The following is a 26,898-nucleotide window of genomic DNA, read 5'->3' on the forward strand; positions in this document are numbered from 1 at the left end:
CCCGTATGGCTTGGGTTGAGTTCTCGCTGCTTGCCGCACTTGCGGTTCTGGTCGTAATGGTTCCCGGAGCCCAGGCCCTGTGGTTGATGCGCGTTCGCGACTTCCGCACTGTCCTGCTCGCACCTGCGGTAGGAATTGGCCTTCTAGGTCTTCTCACGTTCATTGCGGCGCCTATCGGTGGCTGGTCATGGGTGTATCCGACCGGTTTGATCGCCCTGCTTCTGGCGGCGATGATCCTACAGAGGGCGCGAGAACGAGGGCGTGCGACCAGCACGGCAGTTGCAGGCGAGGCCGTTCTGAGAGGACGCTCAAGCAAGGCGACACTTCTATGGGCAGCTGCCGGGGTGAGCGTCTTCGTCGCTGCGTACATGCCGGTCTTCGTAGCTACGGTGATTGATCCTGGCCTGCCACAGACCCTGAACTTGGCAGATGCGGCATTCCATTTGACCGGCGCCAAGCTTGTCGCCGATACCGGTGATGTCAGCCCGCTTACAGCTCTGGCGGAAGTTCGAACGCCTGTCGCCGCAACCGGGGTGTACTACCCGGTGCTCTGGCATGCTTTTGTAGCACTTCTGATCCCGCTCTCTTTGGTGGGCACGGCAACGAACGCGGCTATCGTCGCCGTGGGACTAGTGTTCTGGCCCATTTCACTATCTGCACTTTCGGTTTCCCTGACGCGTTCCGCCCCGTCTGCAGCGTTCTGGGCCCCCATGCTTGCGGTGACGTCCTCACTGTTCCCGGGGAGCATCCTTTTTCGGTGGTCGATGGATCCTTTCGGAATGTCCGTGCCGCTTGTCGCCTCCGCATTGGCAGTGATGATCTGGTGGCAACGAGGGCGACAAGAGGGAGCAGCAACCTCGAGACCCCTGTTGATTTGCTTCGCATTGATCTTCGTCGGAGCCATTGCCGCGCAGCCCAGCACTGCCCTTCTGATTGCCGTCATCCCCTTGGTGACTCTGGTGTCCGCACTTGCCTGGAGCGGCATAAATGCAGTTCGCAGAGGTGCCTGGGTCCGCTCAGCACTGAGTGGAGGAACAATCCTGGTACTCGTGATCGTGGGTGCCGTGGCAGTGAAGGCAGCCACTCGCCTGTCGTATGTGCAGTCGCTTGGAAGTTTTCAGCGCGCCCAACTTGGTTACTGGGGTTCATTGTATGAGCTGGCTCGGGGTGGGCCAACCTACCCGCAGACAGCAACCAGCTTCCTACCGTGGGCGGTGATTTGCGTAGTTGGAGCTGTCTGGGCAATCTGGTCGCTGAGGTCCCAGGCACGTTGGATCTTCTCAGGAACCGCTCTGGCGTTCCTGCTGATTTACATGGCGTCATCCGGCCCTGACAACGTCTTCCGCCTCCTGACGGGCCCCTGGTACAAGGATTACACGCGACTCGCCGTCTTCGTGATAGCGCTAGTTGCCGCGGCGGCTGGGGCAGCAATCGGTACCTGGATGGGACGCCTCTTTGGAAGCACGTGGAGCGGAGGACGTTTCATGGCACTAGCACTCGGTTCCGCAATCGCCATCTTCGCGGTCCTCTCTCCCGTCCTCGGAATCGGAGGCCCACGCGCCTCATATCGTGAGTCGATAGAAGAAGGCTACGACCTTGAGCTGGATGACGACACGGTGCTCAGCGAGGACGCTGCCTACCTCCTGAGGAACCTGGATGGTGATCTCCCTGCTGGGTCCTACATACTTGGCGTTCCATCATCAGGTGCCGCGTTTGCAGTGGCCTTCTCTGATCAGTACGGCTTCACCCGCTGGGTCTCGGATCCTACCGTGACGTTCTTGATGGAGAACATCGACTCTATTGCCGCCGACCCCGAAGTGTGTGCGGCCGTCAGAGAATCCGATGTTTCGGCAGTCCTTCTGACGGATGCCCCAGCGGAGGGTGAAGAAACCGCATCCAGTGGTGGGCTCAGTCGGCTAGACACCTCCGAGGGCTTCGAACTAATCGAAACCCGAGGCGACTTGACGCTGTGGCGCATTACCGCGTGCGACTAGGAGTTGCGAGTCCCACGGATCGAAGCTACACGCGTTGTGACCGCTGCTCCTGCGGACTTGCCGGCCATCCAACCGGTGGTCAGCGTGGCACCGAGGCGCGGGAAGCGGTCGCTAATGCGCCGCTGAACGAGTGAGCGAATTGATGCTGCCGAGGGCGCTCCCGTTTCAGATGCACCGAGCATCTTCACCTGTTCCAGCACGTGGGGGTGTAGGAAGGACGAGATCGAGTCCAGTTTGTACTCAAGCGTCACGGCGGAAATTTCTGCGAGCGCCGGGGTCTGAACGCAGCGCGAGAAGAGACCTTGACTGTAGATGACGTAGCTGTAGAGGCGTTCGAGGACGTGGGCGAGAGAGCCGTCGCGGTAGTTGCCGCCTGCGGGGAACTCATCGGGTCGGAAGGCGGCGTTGACTAAGGGGAGGAGTGCCTCTCGACGAGCGATGAACATGCTGCCGTACGGCGACAGGGGAGTGTTCGTGTCAAAGGGAATGTCGATCCCGAGACGGTTCTTGAGAGCTTCGGCTGGAAGGCGATTAGCAGTCCAGCCATTTCCCATTGTCGGCAGGCCCATGTGAATGACCGGGGGGAAAACCATGCCCAATTGTGGTTCATCAGCAAAGCGATCGTAGATGTGGGCAACATGACTCGGGGAAGCAAACAGGTTCTCGAAGAGATGGCTGCGGAACCAGGAACTCACGCTTTGGGGATCCTGCACGGACCGTTTCGAGTGCATCTTGACGATCAGATCGAAGCGTGGGCTCTGAATTACGTCGCCGCAATCCACCAGGAACGCTGAGATGTCTCGCCCATCGTTCGTTGATACAGTCCGTACTTCGATGGCATCGAAGTACGCCGCGTCGTCGTTTGACTGAATCAGCGCCTCGAGCTCTGTCTTCTTGTCGGTCGTGTCAGTTGTGACGAACAACGAAACCGGACTTGGCACGTTGGCCGCGTAGCGGAGCATTTCTGCAAACATGTCGGGGTAGAAGACATGCGCGCAGACGGCTGTTGCGAGAGTGTTTGGTTCACGACCGTCCCGGGCGCCGCTTGGAATGTCAAGAAGGGCAAGGTTTGTGTACCAGACCTGTGGGGGAACTGCGTGCGTTAAGTAGTTCCAGAAAACACCAAGGGGATAGCCGCTAAGTGCAACGCGCTCGTAGACATCTCGAGCACTAACTGCCCAGCGCTCCAGAAGAAGGGGATCCGAAACGAAAACTGCCCACGGGATCAGGGGGACGCGGGAGCTTGGAGAACGTAGCAGGTAATCGTCATCCGAGTTCTCGTACACCCAACTGGTATCAAATCCGACCTTGCCCGCACGGGTAAGAAGGTCGCGAATGTCGGATGCCTTGCTGACTGCAGAGAGGAATCCTTCAGACAACAGTGCTTCACGGTTGACCTGTATCAGTAGAGGCTCAAGAGTCAAGGCTTCCGTTCCCTGCTCTCCAGAGAAAGTCGGGTCAGGCTTGTTCAGCAGGCGGATTGGCGTGCCGGGACCATCTAGACTCTCGAAGAGGCCGTTGAGGTCGGAAAGTGGTCCGAGGAGGCCGTCACTGACGATGAGTATTTCCTCTCCGAGTCTTTCGGGTCGGCCACTTGCAGTTTCTGCCAACGCCTCTAGGACACCGACGAGCCCACGACCCGAGTCGTAGTGTAGGGTTGCCAGCTCGATGCCCGCCGACACCACTCCTGCCTCAACGGACGTCGCATCAATTGCGAGGAGCGTTGCGGGACAGTAGGGCAGAAGGGCTGAGAGGAGAAGGTCTGCCGCATCCCTACGGCCCCGACTGTTGTCAGGTGAGGCCGATAGGGAGAAGACAAGAGTTCGGGACCGTTGTTGGTTCTCCACGGTGGTCACTTCTCTACCTTTCCTAGTTTGCCGAGGGCGGAACGTGCTTGAAGCTCGAGATCATGAACGCGGTCGAACGCATCGGGCGAGAGATTTTGTATTGCCTTGCCGATGCGGTTCTTCAGCGTCGGAGCGATGACCCGCCCCGAGTAGGGGTAGTGCGTGTAATCTCGGAACACCTTCGGAGAGTGTGAGTAAAGGTCGACTACCAGGAGCAGATCCATTTGGGCTTCCGCGAGGCCGCCGGTCTCCCCAACGAAGTAGCCACCGTTGCGAGCAATGTCAGCGGTGAGTAGATCGAGCATGTGGTGAAGCAAATCGGCATCCCCAACCAACTCCACCATGTGCCCCCAGCCTCCGGCGCGCTGCACTGCAAGACCGATTAGCTCGACAACTTCTCGGCGGTAGGCTGCGCCACCACGGTAAGGAGCAACCGGAGATGTATGGCTGAATTTTCCGGCAATTCCAAGTTCCGAGGCGAGATTCCTTGCGTTTAGTGAGTCCGAGAACCACTTACGTCCTCGGACTGCCGTGCCGACGACCTGAATGTACGGGTAGAGTGCGCCGAGTTTCCCGTGCATATCAAATAAGTCGAGAATGAACTGCGGATCAGCAACAACCGCTTCGGAGGCGCTCCGGTACCGCAGGTGGATCCCGTCTGCACGAAGCCCAGGTTTGGGAGGTCTGGGGGCGACAATGAGGACCTCCGCATCGCCCATTAGTGCGGTCACTCCATCTTCGGCGAGAATCCTCCAGGGGTCTTCTTTGCGGTGTACAAGACAAACGCGGCCTGGATTAGGGGTGCCTTCGGGGCTTGCAGTGACCTGGTGGTCGGAATCCGGAACACGAATGTAACTTGCCCCAATTCCTTCGGTGAGTTCCCGCGTGGTTGCTCGGCGAACCACGCCCTCAACGATGAGGTCTTCTGAGTAGCCCAGACGCATTGCTTCCTTTGTGACTGCGGCAGTCACGATACCCTGGTCGACAAGTGCGGGAACATCGTGGAAGTAGAGGCGTTTCTTGAAAAGGGGGCATCCGTCGTACAGCAGCGCAAGCGGCGCCTCCATGGTGGAATTCGCAACGCCGTAGTTCGCGGCGGGGAAAGCTGCCTTCCACGTGTACCCCAAGTCAGCGAAGTGCGATGTGAACTGGCATTCGAAGAGCGTGACGACATCGGAGTATGAAGTAGGTGTCGGCAGGGATTCCCAGTAGCTTGCAAATGCTGGGTCGCGCAGTATGCTTCCGCGCACTGCGAGCCAGTAGGACTGTAAGTGCGCAGGCATGGTTCCACGACCCGTGTAGGGGTGGGGAGTGACGGCGGGATGGTCAGTTACACCCCAGAAATCTACGTCTTCATTGCCCATACGAGTTAGGAGTGGTTCGAAGGAGCCGATTGGGCCAAAGAATGTGTAGTTGACAAGCAGGAGCTCGTCGAGCTTCCCAATGAAGTCCCAGCCCAGAAGGTTGAGCGCATCGCGGTATGCGCCGACATCGTAGCCCATGTTGGGGCGCTCGAGTACGCGGTCTGCGATGTTCTGGACTGCTTCCAAAGAGTCCGGCTTCAGCAACCCGTTGACCACCACCAGGATCGTGTCCACAAAGGGACGAAAACCCATCAGCGTGTCTAGTACGGAGTTGTCGCAGATCCCGTCGGGATCATAAAGCAGGAAGACCAGTGCACTACTATGTTCAGAAGTCACTCCGACACCGCCCTAATAATTTGGGGTTGGCAACGCCAACGCTTGGTGCCAGCCTACCGAAACTGTTGGCGCTGTTCCGGGACTACGCTCGGAACTTGTCCGTGGGGTAGCGCGGGGTCGCTATCATGGTCCTCATGGCAGCGACCACACCGCGCGGTGTACGACACTCCAACGACAGGCGGCTCTATGGCTGAAGAATCTCAGATCGTAGCGGCCCGCTACAGTCGTCTGGAGAAATTACCTCTAGCTACATACCGACGAAAAGAGAATGCCGTTACGGGGTTCTTCAACGCAGTTCGTGAGGTGGCTTCCCGTCGTGAGCTGCTTGGCCTACTGGTGCGGCGCGAGTTGGTGGGTAAGTACAAAGACAGCTCGCTTGGCCTCGTGTGGTCAATGGTTCGCCCATTAACCCAGTTGCTCATCTACTACCTGGTGATGGGAGAGTTCCTCGGGGCCGCGCGAAACATCAATAATTTCGCGATCTTTATCTTCTCGGGGCTCACCATCTATGGGCTATTCTCCGAGATAGTCAACACAATGACGAGTTCGATTGTTGCTAACTCAGGGTTGATCAAGAAGGTCTACCTCCCGCGTGAGATTTTCCCGATTGCCGCAGTAGGTGCGGCACTCGTCAACTTCGGCCTCCAAATGATCATTCTGTTGGTCGCGGCGGCGCTTGTCGGAACCATTGTCTTCGGTGCGAACCTCTTGTTCTCGCTCCTCTCCGTGCTAATCGTCTTGCTGTATGCGGTTGGAGTGGGGCTCTTCCTCGCCGCCTGGAATGTGTACTTGCGTGATATCCAGTTCATGGTGGAAGTAATCGTCATGCTGCTCATGTGGTTCAGTCCGATCGTCTACTCGTGGACGTTTGTGGCAGACGCGTTCAATTTCAGAGGGATTGGTTGGTTGACGAACATTTACATCAACAATCCTGTGACCCTCGCGGTTCTAGGTTTCCAGAAGTCGTTCTGGGCAGATGCGAGCGACGGCATCATGCCGGATGACCTACTCCTTCGAATGGGAGTCGCCGCATTGATTGGCGTCCTCGTCCTCTGGTGGGGTCAGCGCGTGTTCTCCCGATTGCAGCCTAACTTTGCTCAGGAACTCTAATGGCACACGATATTTCACCTTCTGAGGGCCACGACGCGAATGCTCGGGTGCTTCCCGGACCTGAGGTTGCGGTCATTAACGATGTGTCGAAGTTCTTTGTTCTGCGCAAGGACAAGTCCGTAAAGGATCGCTTACTCCACCCCGGGCGATCGCGGAAACACGAGGACCGGTTCTGGGCGCTTAGGGATGTCTCCCTTCAGATCCGCGCTGGCACAACAATTGGGCTCATCGGGCCCAACGGCTCGGGAAAATCAACCCTTCTCAAGATGATTGGAGGGATAATCCAGCCCGACGATGGAGTCGTCGAGACTAGAGGTCGGCTTGCTGCCCTCCTTGAGCTCGGCGCAGGCTTTCACCCGGACCTGACAGGCCGGGAGAACGTTTACTTGAACGCTGCGATCCTTGGGATGTCGCGCGAAGAAACTGATGAGAAGTTCGAGAGTATCGTTGCTTTCTCCGGTATCTCGCAGTTTATAGACACCCAGGTCAAGTTCTACTCTTCCGGTATGTACGTCCGCTTGGCCTTCGCCGTCGCCATCCACGTCGACCCGGATATTCTCCTTGTAGACGAAGTTCTCGCAGTCGGTGATGAAGCCTTCCAGGAGAAGTGCCTGAGCAAAATTCAAGAGTTCCAGCAAGAAGGGCGGACGATCATCATCGTCTCCCATTCCATGGGGCACATCACGTCGCTGTGTGACCGCGCGATTGTTCTCCATAAGGGCACTGTTGCCTTCGATGGGGATCCCATCGAGGCCGTCCAAGTCATGCGGACTGGGCTGTTTCTTGACAGCATTGATGGGGTATCGGTTGCCACAGGTCGGGACGAAGTTGAGACGCTGGGACAGACCACCATCCTGCGGATTGCTCCCTCGACTGTAGACAGCTCATTGCGGCCGGGTGAGGACCTCACCGTTGACGTGGAGGTCTACGTTCCTCGGCAAATGCCAAAGTGGGACCTGACGCTCTCCATCAACAACTCGCTTGGTTCGACGATCCTCATTACCAGCGCCCATGCTGCGGGCCTCAAGAATGCGCCAATCGAAGGTACTCAGATAGTCCGGTTTGAACTGCCGAGCCTTTCTCTGACAGATGGGGGATACTCGCTCACTGCTGTGTTCTATGACGAATTTCAGCACGAGGTTTGCAGGAGTGAGGGGGCCGCCGCTTTCCGAGCGGAGTCTGGAGAAGAGAGCATAGGGACCGTCTACTCCAGAGTAGTTGGCTCACTGTTACCACCTGAGGGGACAGACGATGCGGACGCGTGACACGGGAGGAGGGGCGTCTTCATCTTGGGTCCTGGCAATCGTCGGTATCCTGGGCGTCTTCTTTGGCATGGTCGCCTGGGCCATGGTCTCTCCGACTGGCGGCGCCCCGGACGATGACTACCACCTCGGCAGTATCTGGTGTCCCGACCCCGTCGAGGGTGGCTCATGCGACGTCGTAGTAAGTAATGGTGAAGTCACCAACGTCATCGTTCCAGAGACGGTTTACATGTCTCAGCACTGTTGGGCATTCCATCCGGAACAGTCGGCTGCCTGCTCAGACGCTCTTTCTGATCAGAACCTGGTCCCTTCTTATCGGTTCGACACGGGATCCTACCCCCCTGGCTTCTACCAGTTCCACCACACGTTTGTGGGAACTGACGTCCACAGATCCATCATGGTGATGCGGGTTGCAAACGTCATACTCGGACTCGGTGCGCTGACGCTTGTTGGGGCACTTGCACTACCGCGACGCAGACAAGACCTTCTGCTTGCAACCGTCGTTGCGTGGGTGCCGATGGGCGTCTACTTTGTAGCCTCAAACAATCCCACCAGTTGGGCGATTAGCGGCACCCTAATCTATGCGGCGGGGCTACTCTGCTCTGTCGAGTCAGAGCGGTGGCGACGCTGGGCGTTGCTCTTGGTGGCAGCTAGTGGGGCTGGGATGGCGATGATGAGCAGGCCTGATGCCGCATTCTTCATCTTCGTCGTGACACTTGCGACGTGGTTGCTCATTCCACTGCGCCGCCAACGGATTCCAGAACTAGTGGTCTCTGTCGCTGCCTCACTGCTCGGCCTAATCGTGCTCATGAGCTCGAATCAAGCTTCAAGCCTCACCGGCGATGGCGGCTGGCCTGTGGACGAGAACCTGTCAGCACTGCGCGTGTTCCTAATGAACCTCCTGTCACTTCCGGAATACGCCGCGAGCTTCTGGGGACTCGGTATGGGTCCGGGTTGGATGGACGTGCCGCTGTATGGCTGGTCGACGCTGACAATGGTGGTGCTGTTCGGGGGACTTGTGTTTGCTGGCGCCGACTACGTTTCATGGCGTAAGGGGCTTGCCGCGCTAGTCCTCTTTGGTGCGCTTTTCGGCATACCTGTAGTGAGTATGACCTTGCGCCACGTCCAGCCGCTCACGTACTACCAGGGACGTTATATGCTCCCGTTGCTGGCGGTGGCCCTGTTTGTCTGGTTACGCAGCTCCGATCGAAAGCCGCTGGTTCTCGCTCCCGGGCAGTTTGCGATGATCGCGGCAGTTGCTTCAATCGCGAATGCGCTGGCACTTCGGTCGACGACCTACCGTTTTTCGACCGGTGTGAACTCTGGGAACCATTTGAGCGCGGGGAGTCTGACCTGGTGGCCCTGGGTGGTCGGACCAAAAGTGGTGTGGATGGGTGGCGCCCTCGCCATGGCTATCGGAATCACGCTGCTACTTTTGCTGGTAACCCGTCAAAGGGCCTCGGTGCGCGACACCTTAGGTAGTGTGGAACCTGAACAACCAAACTCAAGGGGATGGAATGGCTATGAAGGGAATCATTCTGGCAGGCGGGTCGGGCACGCGGCTACACCCGCTCACGCTGGGCACATCGAAGCAGCTGATGCCGGTGTACGACAAACCGATGATCTATTACCCGCTGACGACACTGATGCTGGCGGGAATCAATGAGATCCTCATAATTACCACCCCTCATGACGCTGCCGGATTTGAGAGGCTGCTGGGAGACGGGTCCCAGTTCGGCATCAAGATAACTTACGCGCAACAAGCTGTTCCCAATGGTCTTGCACAGGCATTCGTCATCGGGGCGGACTTTATTGGTGATGACAAGGTTGCCCTCGTCCTCGGCGACAACCTCTTTTATGGTCCCGGTATGGGGTCTCGACTCTCACGCCTTACAGATATCAAGGGTGGCGCCGTCTTCGCGTACCGCGTGTCCAACCCTTCGGCGTACGGAGTCGTGGAGTTTGACCGCGACAACAGAGCGGTCTCTTTGGAAGAGAAGCCGGCTGCACCCCGCTCGCATTACGCGGTCCCGGGCCTGTACTTTTACGACAACACGGTTGTCCAGATAGCTAAGGATCTGGAGCCATCTGCCCGCGGCGAGTACGAGATTACGGACGTCAACAAGGTTTACCTTGATAGGGGGGATCTCGCTGTCGAGGTCCTTCCCAGGGGCACCGCATGGCTTGACACCGGAACTTTCGACGATCTGTCAGATGCCGCGGTATTCATTCGTACCGTTCAAGATCGTCAGGGAATGAAGATTGGCTGCCCCGAAGAAGTGGGCTGGCGTAAGGAATTTCTGACGGATGAGGAACTGCGAGAAGTAGCTCTTCCCCTGGTCAAGTCAGGTTACGGAGAATACCTCCTCGACCTGATTGAGCAGGGTCGGGACTAGGGGCCCAAGCGCGTCTCACGACGGTGTTGGGGATCAAATGAATGAGAAGGTGATTGCCTCCGGAGAGCGACTTTTGGTCGTGATTCCAGCTTGGAACGAAGCCAGCGTGATCGGTGACGTTCTCACTGAGCTCCGTACAGCAGTACCGTGGGCAGACGTCGTTGTCGTCTCCGATGGTTCTGTGGATGACACGGCGAAAATCGCTAGGGACGGTGGTGTGAAGGTGCTCGAGCTACCGTTGAACCTGGGGGTTGGTGCGGCCATGCGCACGGGGTACTTATATGCGCGTCGCAATGGCTATGACTGGGCCCTACAGCTGGATGCAGACGGTCAACATGATCCCGCTGATATTCCTCGCCTCCTGGATGCAGCAAGAGCGGCGGATGCAGACATTGTGATCGGGGCGAGGTTCGCGGGCACTGGAAGCTACCAGACTAAGGGCCCTCGTCGATGGGCAATGAGTTTGTTGTCAGCTGTCCTCTCGCCGGTCACCAAAGCCAAATTGACGGATACCACGTCAGGGTTCAAGCTAAATTCCAAGAAGGCAATTGAGTTGTTCTCGGTGGATTACCCGGCAGAGTACCTGGGAGACACGATCGGTGCTTTGACAATCGCCGCGCGACGCAGGCTCAAGATCATTCAGGTTCCAGTGGAGATGAGGCCCAGGGCGGGCGGTGAGCCGTCCCACGGTGCACTAAAGTCAACGCGTTTCCTACTTCGAGCGTGGTTTGCGCTCGCGATAGCGCTCACGCAGAGACCTCTATCTGTGGGGGGCGCAGGAAAATGAGCAGCACGAGCTACATTTTCGGCATTGTGTTCTCGCTGGTAGTCTTCGCAGCGATTTTCGTTAACCTTCGCTCAGGACGCATGAAGGAGAAATACGCGACCTGGTGGATTGTGATCGGCATCGCCGTGGTACTGATTTCCGTGTTCCCTCAAGTACTCTCCTTCCTCTCACGACATCTCGGTGTCGAAGTCCCCTTCAACCTCGGGTTGTTTGCCGGAGGTATCGTATTGTTGCTCATCACGCTGCAGTTCAGTGTCGACCTGTCGAAGAATTCGGACTCGGACAGAAGGCTGGCTGAGGAGATCGCACTGGTATCCGAGAGGGTGAGGGTGCTAGAGGAGGTGCGGGACGTCGAGGAGGAGAACGGCCAGGAGGAGCCCGACGCGGGGTTCTAGGCCCAGTTCGAGATGATACGTGGGAGTGCCCGCTAGGAGGAACCGTGTTTAAGGATTATGATGACCCGGATTTGCTTCGGCGCATCCAAGAGTTACTGACGAGGATCTTGAAAGAGTTCGATCGTGTATGTGCAGAGGTTGGGACTCCCTATGTCGTCTACGGGGGAACCGCTCTGGGTGCGGTTCGCCACGGCGGATTTATCCCGTGGGATGATGACGTCGACGTATGTATGCTGCGACGCGACTACGAGCGGTTCCTTTCGCATGCTCCGGGCGTATTAAAGCCAGAGTATGTACTCTCGAACTCTCGCGTAGACGCTGAGTTTCCCAACATGTTCTCTGTTCTGGGACTCCGAGACACGGAGTTCATCTCCGAATTCATCAAAGACAGTCCGTACAAGATGCGGCTCTCGATCGATATATTCCCCCTCGACAAGGTTCCGCGGGAGACATGGCGGTACCGATTGCAAGCTCGGGAGGCTTGGTTCTGGGGGCGCATGATGTACTTGCAGGGGACTCCACGCCCGTACTTGAGCCTCGAGCCTGCCGTAACAAGGGCAGTGCATTCTGTGACGGGCCTTGTGTATCGGGCACTAAAGGGCCTTCACGTGGGTCCCACAGTCCTGCAGAACCGATGGGAGAAGGCAGCGAGACGTTTCGAGCAAGAGCCTGGGAACAGGCACACCGACTTCACGGATATGAATCCAATGGCATGGGAGGTCGCAGAAGGTGATCTCTTTCCATCAGTGTCAGCTCCATTTGGGGACATCGAGGTGCAGCTCCCCAACAACTATGAGGCGATATTGACCCGCGGCTACGGCGATTACATGGAGCTACCACCAGAGAATAAGAGAAAGAACCACCAGCCATACCACGTGGACTTGGGCCGCTACGCAGAAGTCGACCCGGATTAGTGGGATCTAGCGGCAAGTCCCAACTGGGACGGGACTATTTCTGGAACACGGCGAGCAGCCTCATGGGATCGCTATCGATGGTGCTGATGCTCATCGTGGTGACGAGGGCGGCCGGTATCGCTGCCGCTGGCGTCTACTCTCTGGCGACAGCGGTGGGTCAGCAATTCCAAACCGTGGGCGCCTATGAAGTTCGCCCCTACCAGGCAACCGATGTTCGCCACCGCTTTTCCTTCGGAACCTACTATGCTACGCGCCTGGTCACTCTCGTTGTAATGGTCGTGGGAATTGTGGCCTATGCTCTGGTGACCGGCAAAGGCCAACAGAGCGCCATCGTGGTGATCCTCGTTGCTTCACTTCGTGTGTTCGACGCATTCGAGGATGTGTTCTATGGGGAATTTCAGAGGATCGGTCGGCTCGATATCGCGGGGCGTGCCAACTTCTTCCGAGTGCTGGTAACCACAACGGTGTTCACTGTCCTGATTTTCGTTACGCGCGACCTTGCGACTACGACCATTGTGACCATCATTGTGACCGCTTTGGCCGTTGCTTTCTTGATTGTGCCTCCGGCCAAGGGCCTGTTTCCACTGCGGCCTGCATTTAGTGTGGGTCCGGTGCGCTCTCTCTTGATCGCCTGCCTACCTCTTTTCTTGGCAGCCTTCCTGGCAATGTACTTGACGAACGCACCACGCTTCGCCATTGAGGCATTCATGGACTCAGCACAGCAGGGCTACTACGCCATACTTTTCATGCCGGCATTGGCAATCAACATTCTTGCCATGTTTGTGTTCCGTCCCCTACTCACTCGTATGGCAACATACTGGGCCGCGGGAAATCGTGCAGGGTTCACAAGGCTAGTCAAGAGGGGCATTCTGGGTGTGGGACTAGCTTTTGCCCTAACTTTCATTGTGGTCTATTTCCTTGGCGTGCCAATACTGAACCTGCTTTACAGCGTAGACCTTTCCGAGTATCGCCGGGAGTTGCTAGTCATAGTCGTAGGTGGCGCCATGAACTCTCTAGCAGTCATTTTCTACTACGCGCTGACAACTATGCGGCAGCAACATCTATTGTTGGGAGGGTATCTCGCCAGCGCGGGTCTGGTATGGGTGTTGTCCCGAGTCCTTGTGCCAACTAGCGGGATTATGGGAGCTGCTCTTTCATACTCCTTGGCCATGATGGTTCTAGCCCTTGTGTTCGCTCTATCATTTATGCTCATGAATCGAGGGGCACCCCGGGGAGTGGCGCAGACGCCCCCAAAACTGTAACGGGCAGGCATTTCGTCTGGGTGGTCATTGAGGAGCCCCATGAGAATCGCAATCATCACAAACACGTATCCGCCGAGGGTTGGTGGGTTGGAGCAACATCTGCAACAGCTAGCAACTGGCTTGGCAAAGCTAGGCAATGACGTCACGGTGATAACCATCGACGAGCAACCCGGAACTCGACTTGAGAATGGCGTGCGGATCCTGATCGGTAAAGCACACTTGCCGATTTCCGGCGTCATTAGCTTCCCGACACTCGGAACCACGAGGCGATTGGCATCGTTTCTCAGTGAGGGCGCATTTGATGCGGTCTCCGTCCATACTCGCTTCTTCCCGATGACCTTCGTGGGTCTGCGTGCTGCGCATATGGCTTGCATTCCCGTGGTACACACCGAACATGGAAGCGGCTACGTTGCGAGCTCTTCCACAATCATCGTCCTAGCAAGCAGGGTCGTGGACAACACGCTTGGTCGATACGTTTTGCGCCATGCGGAGCGAGTACTTGGTGTCTCGCAAGAGGCTGCTTCCTTTGCGCGACGATTGGGGGCGAAGGAGCCCAAGGTTTTCTATAACGCGATTGGGCCGCGTCTCTCCCCGGCCGAAGTCCCGGATCGTCCGGAACGCTTAGTCTTCGTTGGGCGTCTCGTTGATGGGAAAGGATGGGATACCTTCCTACGGGCTGTCGCTCGCCTCCGCGACCATGGCCGCGACATTGAAGGAATCATCCTGGGAGACGGATCTGACTTTGACGCAGCGCGAAGCCTCGCCGAGGAGCTCCGAGTGGACGATGTGGTGCAGCTCCGTGGACGAGTTTCACCCGAGCATGTTCGGAGCGAGATCAGCGGAGCTACTCTCGTGAACCCGACTGTGCTGTCCGAGGGGTTCCAAACAACAATGCTGGAAGCGCTCGCTGAGGACGGGCGTGTGGTCACGTTCGATGTCCCAGGCGCGAAGCTGCTTCGAACGCAGGGCATGCCTGTGTTGATAGCTCCGCAAAAGTCAACCGATTCGCTGGTTGAGACGCTCGAATTGCTGCTCGATGATCCGCCGCCAGCGGCGAGTGCTGGGGCCCTTTCTCCCTGGACCTGGGAAGAGCGGCTGAGAGAATTCTCCGGTGTCTTGGCTGACGTTGCACCTACATCTATCCGGTGATCATCTGGAATGAACTGTGACAATCTCGCGAGTCTGTAACAGTGTCGTAACCTAGATGTTCGATTCTGTTCACAAATGCGTTATATTCGAACGTGATTCGATGTTCGATTCTGGTGAACGAGGTGTCCTCTTTGTTGTCACAAAATCAGTTTTCAGTGCTGTTTGCCCTCCAGAAGACGCACGAAGGTCTTACGCAGCGGGAAATAGCAGAGAATGCGGGACTAGCTCTGGGAACAGTCAACGCAGTCGTCCGTGAGTGCGCCGCCCTCGGATACATCGTTGACCGCCAACTGTCCTCGAAAGGTCTCGAAGCGTTGCAACCGTACCGGGTTGAGAACGCGGTGATAATGGCCGCGGGGCTCTCCCAGAGGTTTGCACCCATATCCTATGAGAAACCGAAGGGCCTCCTTCGTGTCCGCGGCGACGTGCTGATAGAGAGACAGATTAAACAGCTCCATGAGGCTGGGATCATGGACATCTCAGTTGTTGTTGGGTACAAGAAGGAGTATTTCTTCTACCTGGCCGAGAAGTATGGTGTGGAGATCGTCATCAATGATGAGTACGCAACTCGCAACAACAACGGCACACTCTGGGCAGTTCGAAACAGGCTTGCCAACACATACATTTGTTCTTCAGACAACTACTTCACATCCAACCCCTTCGAAACCTACGTCTACCAGTCGTACTACTCTGCGCAGTTTGTTGAGGGAACAACGGATGAGTGGTGCATCGAGACTGCTCAGAACGGTTTGATCACCGGAGTCGAGATCGGTGGCGAGGATTCTTGGATCATGCTCGGACACGCCTACTTCGACAGGGAGTTCTCCAAGCATTTCCGAGAGATTCTCGAAACGGTCTACACCCGCCCGGAGACAGTGGGCAAGCTGTGGGAAGAGATCTTCATAGACCACCTTGATGTCCTTCCGATGGTTGTTCGCCCGTACCCGGAGGGGCTGATCAACGAGTTCGACTCACTGGATGAGTTACAAGGCTTCGACCCGCTCTTCATTGAAAACGTCGATTCTGAGGTATTCGACAACATCGTTGAAGTGCTCGACACCACGAGATCAGAGGTCGGCAACTTCTATCCGCTGAAACAGGGGATCACCAATCTGTCATGCCACTTCAGCGTGGGTGACGAGGAGTACGTCTACCGCTATCCAGGAGTCGGGACCGACAAGATGATCAACCGTGGTGCTGAGCAGGCCGCCCTTGAACTAGCCAGCGACCTTGGTTTGGACTCGACATTTATGCACATGGACGCGAAGCGAGGTTGGAAAATCTCACGATTTATCCCTGAGGCACGAAACCTCGATGTATCAAACCCGCAGGAGCTCTCAAACGCAATGAAGATGCTGCGGACGCTTCACCACTCCGATGCGACGTTGGACCGGCACTTCGACTTTATTGACGAGGGATTGAGGTATGAGAGTCTCCTGTTACAGCACGGGCCGATTGACCTGCCCGGATACCAGGAGTTGCGGACCAAAGTCCTGCGGCTCAAGGAGTATGCAAATGCGGACGGTTTCCCCCTGGTGCCGGGCCACAACGATTTCTTCCACCTCAACTTCCTCGTTGAATCAAGCAATGAAATGCACCTGATCGACTGGGAGTATGCGGGAATGTCGGACGAAGCAAATGACTTTGGGACACTCACTGTCTGCTCGGAACTAACTGAGGACCAAGCCAACCAGGCGTTGGAGTACTACTTCGGACGTGAAGCCTCTCCTCGCGAGCGGCGCCACTTCTGGTCTTACGTTGTTTTCGCGGGATGGTGCTGGTACATCTGGGCTCTCGTCAAGGAAGCGGAGGGCGACAACGTCGGAGAGTGGCTGTACATCTACTACAAGCATGCTGTTACCTATGTTGACCGTCTCCTTAGTGAGTACGAGGACGTGTCAGAGGTGGTTGCGCCGTGAAGTTTGGACTCGCAAGTGGGGCACTTTGGGGCCTTGACACTGTCATTCTTGGCATGGCCCTTTTGCTCATCCCCTTCCTGGGATCTCCCGATGCAGCTCTTGCAAGTGCTGCTTTACATGACACCGTCTGTGCGCTGCTCCTTCTGGTCTTCATGGGGTTCAAAGGGCGCCTCCGTGACACTCTCACGGCTGCTCGTACCAAGAGCGGACGCGCCGTCATGGTGGCGGCACTGTTGGGTGGACCAGTAGGTATGACCGGATATCTGATCGCTATCAACAATATTGGGCCGGGCTACACCGCTATCATCTCCTCCTTCTATCCCGCAGTTGGAACTGTCTTGGCGGTTGTCTTCCTTAAGGAGCGCATGCATCCACGCCAAGTAGCTGCACTGGCGGTTGCGCTGTCTGGAATCATCGCGATTGGTTACTCTTCCGCGACCGCGGACCTTCCAGGGAATGCCTGGCTGGGTATCCTCGCCGCACTGCTGTGCGTGTTCGGGTGGGGGTCAGAGGCGGTCATCCTCGCGTGGGGTATGCGTGATGACAATGTAGATAACGAGACAGCTTTGCAGATCCGCCAGACTACCTCCGCCCTCGTCTACATGCTGGTGGTGGCTCCCGTGTTCGGCGTTCTTGGCTTTGCCCTGAAGGCGAGCATCACCCCGGCAATGGGCGTACTCGCCGTTGCTGCACTGGCGGGGACGGCCTCGTACCTGTTCTACTACAAGGCAATTGCGACGGTGGGGGCGTCGCGAGGTATGGCCTTGAACATTTCCTACTCCGCATGGGCCGTCATCTTCGGCTTGATACTCATGGGCACGGTACCGGGCTTCCTGCAGATCTTCGCATGCATCGCAATTCTCATTGGCACAGTATTGGCGGCATCCCCAAACTGGAAGGACTTGAGCTTCAAGGGGCTTTCCAGACCGGCCTAGTACTGCCCTCCCACACCGCGGAGCCCATCGCGCAAAGCCCGCGAGAAGGGGACGACACGCGTGGTGCGGCCGGGAGTGAGCAGGTAGTACCCCATGTACTTTGTCATCCACCACAGATAGCGCTGCTTCCACCTCTTCGGGAGGAAACTGGCTGACTGTAGAAGCAGGGTATTTCGCATCATGTAGTAGTTGCGGATGGGAGAGTGCACGTGCACGGGCTTCTTGCGTCCTGGGACTTGAGCGACCTCGTCTCCCAACGAATGGTAGATGCGGGCATTGCCGCTAACCAGGATGCGGTACCCCTTCTCAACTGCGCGAAGGCACCATGCTAGATCAACGTGATCAATGAACAGAGCCTCGTTCATGGGCCCGACATCGTCCAGTGCACTCATGGAGATCAGGCAGCCAGAGGCGAGAACAAACGGCACTGCCAGGGCTTCCCCGCGTTGAGGAACACGGGTGCGGATCGCCCCCCACTTGGTGAAGGAATAGACGAGGGCGTTCCCGACATCGCCGCCACGACCATCTAGAGGTACCGGGCCGACAGCCGCCACGGGTCCATTAGCGGCTGAGGATGGGAAGTATGCCATGGCCTCACGGTCATCTGGTTGAAGCAGAGAGAGCCGCATTGGCTGACCCGGCGAAGGAGGTTCCTCAAAACAGTCAAGAAGCTCTTCGACCATGTTGGGCGCCAGAGTTGAGTCTTGGTCAGAAAGCAGAACATAGGTGGCGCCCTCGTTGCGCGCCCAGATGATCCCCTGATTCTGTGCCGCAGCGATCCCGCGGTTCCTACCTAGAGGTAGCCAGTGGACTCCAAACTCCCTTGCTTCCTCCTCCACATCCTTGTGGTTCGCAGAGCCATTGTCGACGATCACTACGTCGTCCACCTGCGGGGAAAGTGAGCCCAGCAACGACCTAAGTTCATCCTTCGTTGGGTTGTATGTGACCACGACTGCAATCACATTTTGGCCCTGGGTCATCAGACCTCCATTTCCCGGCGCGTAAGCCCGGCTAGACTGGGAATGACCTACCTCAAGCCTAGTGGGAGTAATACTTAGTTCCTGCCTGATCTTGGCGGAACGCTGACCGGCCTCATTGAAGGAGCACAAATGCGCATTGTCGTAACCGGCGGAGCAGGGTTTATCGGAGCCAACTTCGTTCACACACTCTTGAATGATCATCCAGAGGTGGATGTAGAGGTGTTGGACGCCTTTACGTACGCGGCAAATGAAAAGTCACTGACCGATGTAACGCCCGAGCAAGCCAAGCGGCTCACCGTCATCAAGGGGTCAGTTACTGACGCCGACCTGGTGGATGAGGTCGTGAAGAACGCGGATGCCGTGGTGCACTTCGCCGCCGAATCCCACAACGACAACTCAATCAGCGGGCCAGCCCCCTTCATTCAGACAAACCTGGTGGGGACGTTCACTCTACTTGAGGCAGTGCGCAAGCATGACACCCGCTTCCACCACGTCTCCACAGACGAGGTGTACGGGGATCTGGAACTTGACGACCCCGCGAAGTTCACGGTGGAGACGCCTTACAACCCGTCCTCGCCCTACTCGGCATCCAAGGCAGGGTCCGACATGCTGGTGCGCGCATGGATCCGCACCTTTGGGATCCCCGCGACCATTTCCAACTGCTCCAATAACTACGGGCCCTACCAGCACATCGAGAAGTTCATTCCCCGCATGATCACCAACCGCCTGGTTGGTATCCGTCCTCGTCTCTACGGCGAGGGCGCGAACGTGCGGGACTGGATCCACGTCCTCGACCACAACGACGCTGTCTGGGAGATCCTGCAGCGCGGAACCCTGGGGGACACCTACCTGATCGGGGCGGACGGAGAAACCTCAAACAAGGAGGTTGTCCACATGCTCAATGAGATCATGGGGCACCCTGCGGACGACTACGACCATGTGAGCGACCGTGCGGGACATGACCTGCGGTACGCGATCGACGCCACGAAACTGAACGAAGAACTAGGATGGTACCCCTCGTTCACCTCCTTCCGTGAGGGCTTGGAAGAAACCGTGCGTTGGTACACGGATCATGAGGACTGGTGGAAGGGTGAGAAGGAGCGGGTTGAAGCCGACTACGCCAAGAAGGGCCACTAGAGTTTGTTTATGACGCCTCCCATCGTTCACGTGGCGATGGCCACCTACAACGGGCAGCCGTGGATTGGTCGCCAGGTCGCAACCGTCCTCGACCAGGACGGTGTAGAGGTGCGGCTGGTCATCTCCGATGATGGTTCGACCGACGGGACGCGGGACTGGACCCGAGCTTTGGCGCAACGTGACCCGCGGGTGGTGGTGCTACCTGAGCGTGACGGCGAGGCCGGGGTAGCGGCGAACTTCCTCCACGCGCTGACACACTTGGATGTCCGCCCCGGTGAGTATGCGGCATTTTGTGACCAGGATGATTTGTGGCAGCCGCATAAACTCATCGAACAAATCCACTTCATGGACGAGGCCGGAGCGCACGCAGTGTCATCCAACGTCACGGCATTCACCGTGGGTGCGGACGGCGAGGTGAGCCGGACCCTGATCCGCAAGGATCAGCCGCAGGTGGAATGGGACTTCCTTTTCGAAGCTCCGGGTGCCGGCTCAACCTACGTCTTTGACTATGAGGCTTGGAAGATCCTGGTCGACTATCTTGACGCGTGGGGGGCGGAGGGCGTGGCTGTCCACGACTGGTTCGTTTATGCGGTGCTACGCGGGGCTGGGATGTCCTGGGTTATTGACCCTCGACCACATGTGGCCTACCGACAGCACGAACGCAATGTGGCGGGAGCCCACAAAGGCCTGCAAGCAACCGTGAACCGCTGGCAACTGCTCCGCTCAGGCCACTACCGTGGACAGTTCTTGCTGATGACCGAGGTGGCGAATCGGGCGGCCCATGCCGCAGGTCGGGACGAAGGGTTCCTGCGCGGCCTCACAGAATGGAAGGCGTGGCTTAGTGATACTTCCTGGCGAGGTCGGGTTGCGGTTGCGCGCAACGCGCGAGGGATGCGCAGGCGCCCTATCGAGCAGGTGAAGCTTGCCGCGTCGTGTCTACTTGGAGTGTGGTAGTTACCGGCTTAGCACCGTGAGGGTCACCTTCTCAGTGGTCGCGATGCTTTCCGCGTCCACCCCGCCCGGCACCCACACAACCGATGCTCCGCGAATCCACAGTTGGATGAGCTGCGCGGTGAAGAGCGTGGGGTTCGCGGTGGTAACCAGCACCCTGTGTTGGTCGAGTCGGCTTGCGGGGTTGCTAAGTTCCCCTTCAAGACCCAGGTAGTCGCGAGTGAGGAGGTCGTCGAGGCGGAGAAGCGTCTTCTGCGGGTCTTCTAGGAGGTTCGGTGGGAGCCAGTCGATGTCGTTTCCAACAATGACTGTGGCGCCGGGTGCGGTGTGCGGCATCTCGACCTCGTCCCCGTAGGACATGACGTCGGCGGTGCCGTCCGTGATGCCGAAAGGAAGGTCACCTGGCCAGGAGAATGCGAAGGACTCAGGCGTTTGGGCGACGAGGACGTCTGGGCCAAGTTCAATCCGCATGGTCATCAAAAAGTCCAGATCAGTGCTCACTGCCAGATCGATCTGGTCTAGGTTGCGAGGGGGGCGCTGACGGAGCCCGCGTAACCAGCACGCTGCGATCCACAGGGGCGTCCGCCAGTGGGTGGTCAAGTACTCTGCAAACGACGACGCCCCAAATGGGAACTCATTGGCTAGGAAGTTGTCGGTCTTGGCAAGCCATCGACGCGCCACAGGTCCAGACAGTTCGACCCGCTCCCGAATGGACGGGGTTCCGGGGGGATTCGAGGCGCTGCCCGGATCAAGGAACCAAGTCAGGACTGGACCCGGTCGGGGAGAAAGGAGAGCAGTCAGTGAGGTGGCATCAAGCTGTTTCATCCTCGTAGACTAGCTGGTCGCAAGGGATGATACTTCCAAGCCGAGCCCCCCGGACTGCGACACGCGGGATGAACCGTTGTTTTCGGGCGGTTTTTGTCCGTTCCACTTGACAGGGGCGGGACTACACGCATGTAATTAGGGGACGTTGCGACGCGTGACGGCCATTCTTTTAGCGGGGGACACATGTGGAACATCTTTGGTGAAGGCGCCATCACGTTTACCGTGGTCCAGGGCGCTGAAGCCCTCGATAGTTCCGATGAAGGCCCACTTTCTTGGCAACAAGATGCGCTGTGTGCGCAAACGGATCCGGAGGCGTTTTTCCCGGAAAAGGGCGGTTCCACCCGGGAGGCAAAAGGTGTTTGTGCGTCTTGCGAAGTTCGGGCTGAGTGCTTGGAGTATGCCCTTGTGAACGATGAACGCTTTGGAATATGGGGCGGACTGTCCGAACGTGAGCGGCGGCGCCTACGACGAGCTGCGTCTTGAGCGTAAAATAGGACAAATGTCGTCCTTTCTTCCCGCCGAAGACGCGGTGCAGGCATCGCTAAGCGACGTTGTGGCACTGATAGTCCTAGCCCCCAAAGAACGCGGTGAACGCGTCGTTGGAAGGTGGGAGACGCTCGCGTCTGTACTACGACAAGCAACGCCGCCGCGGCTTGTCATAGTTGTTGAGACCTCTCTGGATGCAACGCTCGAAACAGAAGTGGTCCAGGACGTCTCTGATCAGGTGCTTCCTCGCCTTTTTCCAGATGCGAAGGATGGTGGGGGTCTTCCGCATGAAGAGAGCCCACGCGTCATTCGCTTCTACTCTAGGGGAGCTCAACGTTTCGGTTCTGCGATCCGGGAAGCCCTCGATGCGATACCCGAGGCGCGGAAGTGCTCTTGGATGTGGCTTCTTCACGACGACATGGTGGCGAACACCAATGCACTTGAGACGCTGCTCGCAGCCGGGCAATCGGGAGAGAGTGTTGGCGCAGTTGGCCCAAAGCAGGTCCATTACGGGGCCCCCGATCAGCTTTTGGAGATCGGTATCGATGCCACATCGAAGGGGCGCCGCGTTTACGTGGTGGAGCCAGATGAAATTGATCAGGGGCAGCACGATCGTCGCGATGATGTCCTAGCCGTTGGAACGGCTGGGATGCTGGTCCGATCTGCCGCGTGGAATGCCGTTGGGGGGTTGGACCCCGCGCTGGGGCCGTTCGGGGATGGCCTCGAGTTTGGCCGCCGACTGTGGCAAAGCGGGTACCGCGTTGTCGTGGCACCCAGGGCTGTCGTAGAGCACGCGCAGGCATCTTACGGTCACGACACTGAGGGTCGCTCCTCTTTCGCTGCCCGGCGTACCGCGCAAATGTACAACTGGGGTCTGGCTCTTACGCGGCTCCAGTTTGTTGCCTTCATCGTGGGGGCTCCATTTCTTTCCCTGGGACGCTCCTTTGCGCGGCTGTTTAGCAGGACTCCAAGCTTGGCGTTTGGTGAACTCGCCGCCTATGTGCGGTTAGTGGGCATGACGCCTGCCCTCCTACGAGGGCGGGCGCGGCTCCAACGTGTGGCAACCGTGCCAAGAAGCGCCCTCTCAACACTCGAAGCCAGTCCGTTGGAGATCACCAAACACAGGCGCAACAGTCGTAAGATCCGCGCCAAAGGTGTTGATACTGAGGTCATTCTTGACCCGGCAGCTCTGGCCGCCCTGAAGCGACATCACGCGCGGGCCGCAGGTGGCTTTATTGGGCTGATGAGCGCCGCGATCATTGTCTCGGTCTTCGCTTGGTACCCGTTCAGAGAGGGTCTCATCGGAGGGCAGTGGGGGGCGCTACCCTCCAAGTGGAGTGTCCTGGCCGCTCAGGCTTGGAGTGGGTGGCAGATCACTGGCGATGGACTTGTTGGCCCGTCATCACCGCTCTTGGCGCCCCTCAGCATCGTCGCTGCCCCGTTTGCGCTGCTCGGCATTTCACCCCAGACCTTCGCATATCTCCTAGTCTTTGCCGCACTTCCTTTAGCAGCATGGGGTGGATGGTCCGTTGCGTCCTCGTTCACCCGATCCACAACTGTGCGCGTTGGGTTGGCAGCGTTGTGGGCAACATCTGGCTCCGCTCTGATGCCGCTAATGTTTGGGAACTTGGCTGCGCTCTGTGCGTACTTGTCACTCCCGGCGGTTGTCGTGGGATTGGTCAGAGGGCTTAGACCCCCGGTCGCACTCGTTGCCCACGGCATCGAGGACCTCGTGGCCGTCGCGCCTAGGAACACTGTGTCCTGGCTGGGCCTTGCTGGTTTAGGTTCAGTTTTCGTTGTGGTAGCTGCTCCCATTGCACTGATGATTCTGCCGGTCGTAGCGCTGCTTCTGTTCGTGGGGACCGACTCGCAGTGGCTGCGGATTGGAGCGTGGCGCGGCACTGAGCGCCCACGAAGTGTGATGCGTTGGGCAGCGCTTGTAGCGGTCACCGTACCCGGCCTGGTTGTCATTGCTCCATCGCTTGTCACACAGCTGCTTCGTGGTGACCCGCAGGCGTTCCTGGGATGGGCTCTGGGTACAACATTGGGGAATGCCGATCTGGGGCTCCTCGCGGGGCTTCCGGCCGCACTTCCACTCGCGGGTGCAGACTCCGGCTTTTTGGAAGCGGTGACTGCAGGTTCATTCCCTGCGTTGTTGATTGTGGGAGGATCACTGTCGGGCATTGCCCTTACGGTCTGGACTCTCGCAGCCGTCATCCACGCCTCGTGGAAACCCTCACAGATGAGTCCCGTGGTCGTGGGCAGCTGGGGTTTCGGGCTCACCCTCTCCGTCCTCGCCCTACTTCAGGCGTGGTTGGGGGCCGAGGCAGCGCGGGTATCCCCACTCCTTATCGCCGGGACGTCGCTGTCCTTTCTTGTCGCGGTGGGTGCGTCGTATGCGAACTACTCGCTCACTGTCTCCCAGCTGGTACCGGTGACGGACTACGCCGGCAGGTGGGCCAGGGGTCTTCCAGCCGGGATTGGTTCGGTTGCGGCACTTCTTTCTGCTGTCAGCCTCTTGGTCCTAGGTCCGGTTGGGTCCGCAGTTAGTGGATCACAATTTGTGCAGCCTGCGCCCTCCCCCCTGATACCGGTAATTGCTCAAGAATCGCAGAATGGGCCCAGAGCTGCCCGTTTCCTCACTGTCACACTCACTGACGGTGAAGTTCAAGCAGACCTGATGAGGGGAGTGGCGGTTCAGCAGGCTGATCTGCGTGTCTTCCCAGCCCCGACCAGCACAGTGACGTCGGCTGTCACACAAGCACACTCAAGTCTGGCGAGCATTGTTGCAACCATGACTGCTCGACCAACGGCCCGCACGTCATCTGGGCTGGCTGATCACGGGATCGATATAGTCATGCTGTCGGCCCACTCTGAGGACTTCTCCGCCATCCAGAGTGTCCTTGACGCAACAGGGGGGCTCGAAAGGATCGGGAACCTCGAGGGCTCCACGATGTGGCGAGTCCGACCTGACGGGCGACTTCCTGCTCGCGTTTCGCTCCTCACCGCAGGCGAGGGAGGGGAAGTTACAACCAGCCCTGTGGATTCTGGCTCCGTCGGGGTGAAAACCACAATCGCTGAGGATGCGACCGGCTTCATCGTCATGGCAGAAGCAGCTGACCCGGGGTGGATAGCTTCTTTGGATGGAGTTCCTCTTACGACCGTCGAGGATCCCTCCTCGGAGGAGGGGTGGCGGCAGGCATTCGAACTACCCAATGGTGGCGGCGAACTGGAGATTACATACCGCGCTCCCTACCTCTACTGGTGGTGGGCTGGGGCGGGCCTGACACTGATGATTGTCGCGCTGATGGCACTTCCACGTAGCTTCCGCCGCCGCAGCATTGAACCATGGGGTGACCAGGACGCTGGCTCAGACCCCTCGGAGGGTAGCTTCACCGAGGGGAAAGCACATGAGTAGACAAGACGGAGTGGGTCGGGCCCGGTGGGTCCCACTTGGCATTGGGCTGTGCGCGTGCGTTGGGCTCACCGTTGGCTCTCTGGCGCTGGGGACCCCCGAGGGCGCCACCACAACTCAGAGCCGAGCGAAGACCGAGGCCGTACAGGTGATCATGGATGAGATACCGCTGGTATGCCCGCCTGGAATCATCGCTCCCGAGGACGTTGTCCCCCTGCGGGCATCCTCAGCTTCCGACGCTGAACCGGTTACAGAAGCAGCCTTGGCAACCTGGGCCCCGGGCCACGCTACAGCCCTCGCGGGCGGCGGGGAACTACACCTACTTGGTAGTGAGGCCAGCAGTGGGGATGTGACCGGTGTTTCGCTTGCTGGCAGAGAGTCCGGGGACCTTCTCTCACTAGACATTGAGTCCTGTGCGATACCGGGTCAGAACCTTGCATTTGCTGCCGGCTCAACCACCGTGGGTGAGGACACCGTCCTCGTCCTCGCCAATCCGGGAGACATGGCACTGAGCGTTCAGGCCCAGGTATATTCGGAAGCGGGAGCATTACTTGAGTCTCCAGCGACACTGACCATTCCTGCGGGTTCAACCCTGTCCGTGCTGCCTGGCTCTTGGGCACAGGCAGAAGAGAATCCCGTCATCACACTGACAGCGGAAGGCCTTGGCGTTGCCGCCTGGCTTCAAACATCCGGATTGAACGGTGAGGTCCCGCAGGGTCTGGCCCGCATCCAGGGAACACGCCCGGCGGAGACCGTCGTTATTCCAGGCGTGACTGCCTCACGTCAATCGACTCTCCGCGTCGGCAACCTCGGAACCGAGAACACGCGGGTGACCGTGAGGTTACTCGGGAGTGACGGTGAACAGATCCTCAGTGGGGCGGATGGGCTTCCTTTTCCGGCGCAATCCACCGTGAGCATCGACTTGTCGGCACTCCCCAGCGATGTCAACGCCATTGTTGTTGAAGGAGGGCAACCGTTGGCCGCAACCGTCACCGAAGTGACGGAGGGTAGCGACCACCCGGATGTTCGGGATGCCAAATATTCATCACGAACCGTGGTGGGAGGTGCGCGTCAAGTGATGAGAACTGGCCTCGTAGACAAGAGCGAAGTCATTGCGGCGGCGCAGTCGCTTGGGTTCACGAACATCGAAGTGGCGGTTGCGCTCGCCAATCCCACAGACGAAACCATTGAAGTGGAACTCCAAGGGGCGGCCAAGACCCTCTCGCCGCATTCCTCGCAGCTGTACCCGCTGATCGGCAGCATGAACGATGCCGACCTGGTTGCTACCTCAGCGGTCTACGCCTCATACGTGGTTACGGCTGACACCCCTGCCGGTGCGGTTCGCTCAGTGACCAGCCTCGGGACCGAAGGTGTGCTTGCCCAATCGCGCCTAGTGTCCCTCTTCCCAGCAAACTAGCAGCCAAACATCTCGGT

Annotated in this window: 21 protein-coding genes; 17 read left to right on the forward strand and 4 right to left on the reverse strand. The window is 58.2% G+C overall.

Annotated features, from left to right (window positions below; translation table 11 throughout):
• Positions 1-5: 5 nt before the first annotated feature.
• The gene (locus H2O65_RS01180) at positions 6-1,994 is read left to right on the forward strand and encodes a DUF6541 family protein (protein ID WP_182141809.1); all 1,989 of its coding nucleotides are present in this window, start codon (positions 6-8) and stop codon (positions 1,992-1,994) included.
• On the opposite strand, the gene H2O65_RS01185 is transcribed toward H2O65_RS01180, so the two are convergent.
• A complete protein-coding gene (locus H2O65_RS01185) occupies positions 1,991-3,850 on the reverse strand; it encodes a rhamnan synthesis F family protein (RefSeq protein WP_182141810.1) in 1,860 nt (619 codons plus the stop codon). The genes H2O65_RS01180 and H2O65_RS01185 overlap by 4 nt on opposite strands.
• Positions 3,847-5,541: a rhamnan synthesis F family protein gene (locus H2O65_RS01190; protein WP_182141811.1), complete on the reverse strand. Its 1,695-nt coding sequence runs from the start codon at positions 5,539-5,541 to the stop codon at positions 3,847-3,849. Before H2O65_RS01190 ends, H2O65_RS01185 begins: the two co-directional genes overlap by 4 nt.
• Before the next feature lie 186 nt (positions 5,542-5,727).
• On the opposite strand from H2O65_RS01190, the gene H2O65_RS01195 reads away from it, so the two are divergent.
• The 11 genes from H2O65_RS01195 (at position 5,728) to H2O65_RS01240 (ending at position 17,670) form a co-directional block, all read left to right on the forward strand.
• The gene (locus tag H2O65_RS01195) at positions 5,728-6,651 is read left to right on the forward strand and encodes an ABC transporter permease (protein WP_182141812.1); all 924 of its coding nucleotides are present in this window, start codon (positions 5,728-5,730) and stop codon (positions 6,649-6,651) included.
• Positions 6,651-7,916 carry an ABC transporter ATP-binding protein gene (locus tag H2O65_RS01200; RefSeq protein ID WP_182141813.1) on the forward strand — a complete coding sequence of 422 codons (1,266 nt, stop codon included), beginning with the start codon at positions 6,651-6,653 and terminating at the stop codon, positions 7,914-7,916. Before H2O65_RS01195 ends, H2O65_RS01200 begins: the two co-directional genes overlap by 1 nt.
• The gene (locus tag H2O65_RS10425) at positions 7,903-9,579 is read left to right on the forward strand and encodes a DUF2142 domain-containing protein (protein ID WP_259349545.1); all 1,677 of its coding nucleotides are present in this window, start codon (positions 7,903-7,905) and stop codon (positions 9,577-9,579) included. The genes H2O65_RS01200 and H2O65_RS10425 overlap by 14 nt, the downstream gene beginning before the upstream one ends.
• Positions 9,491-10,309, forward strand: a complete 819-nt coding sequence (rfbA, locus tag H2O65_RS01205) for a glucose-1-phosphate thymidylyltransferase RfbA (RefSeq protein ID WP_259349594.1) — start codon at positions 9,491-9,493, stop codon at positions 10,307-10,309. Before H2O65_RS10425 ends, rfbA begins: the two co-directional genes overlap by 89 nt.
• A 37-nt stretch (positions 10,310-10,346) precedes the next feature.
• A complete protein-coding gene (locus tag H2O65_RS01210; RefSeq protein WP_182141814.1) occupies positions 10,347-11,096 on the forward strand; it encodes a glycosyltransferase family 2 protein in 750 nt (249 codons plus the stop codon).
• Complete coding sequence (locus tag H2O65_RS01215; RefSeq protein ID WP_182141815.1) at positions 11,093-11,491, forward strand: DUF2304 domain-containing protein; 399 nt, start codon at positions 11,093-11,095, stop codon at positions 11,489-11,491. Before H2O65_RS01210 ends, H2O65_RS01215 begins: the two co-directional genes overlap by 4 nt.
• Before the next feature lie 44 nt (positions 11,492-11,535).
• A complete protein-coding gene (locus H2O65_RS01220) occupies positions 11,536-12,405 on the forward strand; it encodes a phosphorylcholine transferase LicD (RefSeq protein ID WP_182141816.1) in 870 nt (289 codons plus the stop codon).
• Between the two features lie 62 nt (positions 12,406-12,467).
• Positions 12,468-13,667, forward strand: coding sequence for a lipopolysaccharide biosynthesis protein (locus H2O65_RS01225; RefSeq protein ID WP_259349546.1), 1,200 nt, complete (start codon positions 12,468-12,470; stop codon positions 13,665-13,667).
• A gap of 39 nt (positions 13,668-13,706) precedes the next feature.
• Positions 13,707-14,816 (forward strand): glycosyltransferase family 4 protein, encoded by a 1,110-nt coding sequence (locus tag H2O65_RS01230; protein WP_182141818.1) that lies wholly within the window; start codon positions 13,707-13,709, stop codon positions 14,814-14,816.
• A 122-nt stretch (positions 14,817-14,938) separates the two neighbouring features.
• Complete coding sequence (locus H2O65_RS01235; protein WP_259349547.1) at positions 14,939-16,735, forward strand: phosphocholine cytidylyltransferase/choline kinase family protein; 1,797 nt, start codon at positions 14,939-14,941, stop codon at positions 16,733-16,735.
• Positions 16,732-17,670 carry a DMT family transporter gene (locus H2O65_RS01240; RefSeq protein ID WP_182141819.1) on the forward strand — a complete coding sequence of 313 codons (939 nt, stop codon included), beginning with the start codon at positions 16,732-16,734 and terminating at the stop codon, positions 17,668-17,670. Before H2O65_RS01235 ends, H2O65_RS01240 begins: the two co-directional genes overlap by 4 nt.
• Here the strand turns inward: H2O65_RS01240 and H2O65_RS01245 are convergent.
• The gene (locus tag H2O65_RS01245; protein ID WP_182141820.1) at positions 17,667-18,650 is read right to left on the reverse strand and encodes a glycosyltransferase family 2 protein; all 984 of its coding nucleotides are present in this window, start codon (positions 18,648-18,650) and stop codon (positions 17,667-17,669) included. The two genes, H2O65_RS01240 and H2O65_RS01245, sit on opposite strands and share 4 nt — an antisense overlap.
• A gap of 129 nt (positions 18,651-18,779) precedes the next feature.
• Here H2O65_RS01245 and rfbB point away from each other — a divergent pair, with 129 nt between their 5' ends.
• Both rfbB and H2O65_RS01255 read left to right on the forward strand, forming a co-directional pair.
• Positions 18,780-19,787, forward strand: coding sequence for a dTDP-glucose 4,6-dehydratase (rfbB, locus tag H2O65_RS01250; protein WP_182141821.1), 1,008 nt, complete (start codon positions 18,780-18,782; stop codon positions 19,785-19,787).
• A 9-nt stretch (positions 19,788-19,796) separates the two neighbouring features.
• Complete coding sequence (locus H2O65_RS01255) at positions 19,797-20,741, forward strand: glycosyltransferase (RefSeq protein ID WP_182141822.1); 945 nt, start codon at positions 19,797-19,799, stop codon at positions 20,739-20,741.
• Here the strand turns inward: H2O65_RS01255 and H2O65_RS01260 are convergent, their stop codons facing one another.
• A complete protein-coding gene (locus H2O65_RS01260) occupies positions 20,742-21,563 on the reverse strand; it encodes a TIGR03089 family protein (protein ID WP_182141823.1) in 822 nt (273 codons plus the stop codon).
• A gap of 183 nt (positions 21,564-21,746) precedes the next feature.
• Here H2O65_RS01260 and H2O65_RS01265 point away from each other — a divergent pair, with 183 nt between their 5' ends.
• From H2O65_RS01265 to H2O65_RS01275, 3 genes are read left to right on the forward strand one after another with little or no spacing between them, the layout of a single operon-like run.
• Positions 21,747-22,046: a WhiB family transcriptional regulator gene (locus H2O65_RS01265; protein WP_182141824.1), complete on the forward strand. Its 300-nt coding sequence runs from the start codon at positions 21,747-21,749 to the stop codon at positions 22,044-22,046.
• A gap of 16 nt (positions 22,047-22,062) precedes the next feature.
• Complete coding sequence (locus H2O65_RS01270) at positions 22,063-25,467, forward strand: glycosyltransferase (RefSeq protein WP_182141825.1); 3,405 nt, start codon at positions 22,063-22,065, stop codon at positions 25,465-25,467.
• Positions 25,460-26,881 (forward strand): DUF5719 family protein, encoded by a 1,422-nt coding sequence (locus H2O65_RS01275; protein WP_182141826.1) that lies wholly within the window; start codon positions 25,460-25,462, stop codon positions 26,879-26,881. The genes H2O65_RS01270 and H2O65_RS01275 overlap by 8 nt, the downstream gene beginning before the upstream one ends.
• Positions 26,882-26,898 lie beyond the last annotated feature (17 nt).

Origin of the sequence: Schaalia sp. JY-X169, assembly GCF_014069575.1 — a bacterium.
Classification (GTDB): domain Bacteria; phylum Actinomycetota; class Actinomycetes; order Actinomycetales; family Actinomycetaceae; genus Scrofimicrobium.